The 2,517-nt window shown below is 47.8% G+C and carries 1 protein-coding gene, 2 tRNA genes and 2 rRNA genes; all 5 read right to left on the bottom strand.

Translation table 11 applies throughout. The annotated features are described in order from the left end of the window. Nucleotides 1–222: hypothetical protein (locus ACFOE0_RS22405; RefSeq protein WP_380712829.1), on the bottom strand; the 222-nt coding region annotated here is incomplete at its 3' end. Nucleotides 223–1,934: 1,712 nt separating this feature from the next. Then, nucleotides 1,935–2,050 (bottom strand): 5S ribosomal RNA (gene rrf, locus ACFOE0_RS22400). Between the two features lie 39 nt (nucleotides 2,051–2,089). Continuing rightward, nucleotides 2,090–2,165 (bottom strand) — tRNA-Thr (locus ACFOE0_RS22395). 9 nt (nucleotides 2,166–2,174) lie between these two features. Continuing rightward, a 5S ribosomal RNA gene (gene rrf / locus ACFOE0_RS22390) occupies nucleotides 2,175–2,290 on the bottom strand. 43 nt (nucleotides 2,291–2,333) lie between these two features. Then, nucleotides 2,334–2,409, bottom strand: a tRNA-Val gene (locus tag ACFOE0_RS22385). Nucleotides 2,410–2,517: the final 108 nt, after the last annotated feature.

Below are 2,517 nucleotides of genomic sequence, written 5' to 3'. Positions count from 1 at the left end.
GAATAAGTCTTTGTCGACCTCATCAACTACTGTGAATGTCCACACAGATTTGCTTGTCTGTCTAATTGTTAAAGAGCGATTCAGAACTTGTTTCGTTCTGAAGAGGCTGCGTATTCTACGCTTCAAACCTCTTTCGTCAAGCGCTTTTTTGAAGAAGATTTTCAAGCGGTTAATTTGTGACCAAAGGTCGTTTTCAACACTGCTTTTCCATCTCTTCGGCACTTGCCGACCTGACCTGCAATCAGCGCCGTTTGTCGCTGTGTGCCGTGTCAGTGAGGGCGCATTATAGGGAGCAAATTCGTTTGCGCAAGCGCTTTTTTGCAGAAAAATGCACTTTTTAGCAAATACTTACTTACCCCTTACTTGAGCACAAGAAGGGCACATCATGCCCACCTGTTATCCACCAAATTATCCACATGGCCAGTATCCCTGGCACCACGCCACCTGTTATCAGCCAGTATTCAAGACTTCAATCCAAATGCAGATTCCCCATATTCCGACACAATAGTTGCCCGATATATAGCCACCACTAACGCACTAACTATCAACTTGCGTTATCCGCCAAAGCTAACGACAACTAAAGGAGCTCGTCGAGGAAACAATAATGCCTGCAGAAAGATGATTGAAATGTAGAGTGAGAGGAATCGTCACAACAAATAAGAAGGGCAGCTTTGTACATAAAACAAATAACGCTGCTTCGATGAACAACTTTGAAACGGAGAGAGTAATTAAGAGAATAAGTAGCCAAGTAAACGATCAAGCTAATTGATCCATATTCAAACACCCGAAAACTCCCCTGCCTTATTCACCGTTCGAAAGCTTATATTGCTTATAACTACCGCCAGGCACTTCGTTGTCACCCTTAAGTAAGCCCCTTAATCTCGCCAGGCTAAGATCGAACGACCTGGACAAGCTTCAAGGCTCAACAAATACAGAGTAAGGAGGGGATATGGATAGGAGGCTAACTACACAAATCTAGTGAATACCGGAAATGCAGGGGGCAATTTCCGGTTAAGGCACATGGATGGTGAGAATGGCGAAAGCCATATGCTCTCGAACATGAACAGCGCATTTCTTGGAAATCCTCGACAACTGCTCCTGCGTTGTTCTATATCCTGCATCCCCGCGCCAAGGCATTCAGGCTCCCGCCTATCAGATACCGCGCTTGCGTTTGGGAGTGATATACAGGGCAAACGCAATGACCAGCTATCTATGCCTTTCTCTCACATCTCACATAGGGATTAAGCAAGCCTTCCCTGGAAGTGAAGCTTTCAGGACTTGATTAACGCGGAGCGAAGTATGAGCGCAGCCAAGAGGCAAACTGCAAGGACGTAGTGAATACCGGAAATGTAGGGAGCAATTTCCGGCTACGGCACATGGATGGTGAAAACGGCGGAAGCCATATGCTTTCTAGCTAGCGACTCGATCTTTCCCGGACATCCTCGACAACCGCTCCTGAGGGAAAGATGACGTTGGGGATAGACGCTTGGCAATGGCCAGCTATCTATGCCTTTCTCTCACATGGGGGTTAAGCACGTCTGCTATGGAAGCGAAACTTTCAGGGCTTGATTAACGCAGAATGAGGAACGAATAGAGCCGGGAGGCAAGGCACATGGATGTGCCGAATGTCGGTAACGCAGGAGCAGTTACCGACCGTTTAGGAGGGGTGACGTCGGGGGTAGGTGGTTGCTGCCTTCTTATAAGTGAAGCAGTCACCTGAGCAGAAGTACTCGGGAGTCAAATGACACTCCCACAATTTCAAATTCCCCGAACGCAAATCCCTTCCTCCACCATCCATGGTGGCCAGGGATACGTACATCCTGTACAGCAAAGCCACCTTATTCAGTTGGTTTCTGTCCGTTTCGAGTTCACTGAAATACAGACATAACAAAAAAGCCCGTTGCATCAGCAACGGGCTCTTTCGTTTATTAGGCGCTTGGCAATGACCTACTCTCACATGGGGAAGCCCCACACTACCATCGGCGCAGCTGCGTTTCACTTCTGAGTTCGGAATGGGATCAGGTGGGACCACAGCGCTATTGTCACCAAGCAAATTTTGTATCGTCATTTAGTGCCTGACGATGAATAATGGTGCTGATACCCAGAATCGAACTGGGGACCTCATCCTTACCAAGGATGCGCTCTACCGACTGAGCCATATCAGCAAAATTGGCGCTTGGCAATGACCTACTCTCACATGGGGAAGCCCCACACTACCATCGGCGCAGCTGCGTTTCACTTCTGAGTTCGGAATGGGATCAGGTGGGACCACAGCGCTATTGTCACCAAGCAAATTCTGTACAATTCGGAAAGCTAATATCTAGCAAGAAATATGGTGGTCGCTACTGGGCTCGAACCAGTGACCCCCTCCTTGTAAGGGAGGTGCTCTCCCAGCTGAGCTAAGCGACCTGGGATTCTTTTCTTTGAGTCTCGACTTCAATCAAGTCTTGATATTCTATTCAAGGTTCTAACCAGTGTTACGAAACCCTTTTGGGTTGTATGGTTAAGCCTCTCGAG

This window comes from Shewanella submarina (assembly GCF_042646185.1).
Lineage (GTDB): Bacteria > Pseudomonadota > Gammaproteobacteria > Enterobacterales > Shewanellaceae > Shewanella > Shewanella corallii.
This window is presented reverse-complemented; position numbering and strand designations above follow the sequence as displayed.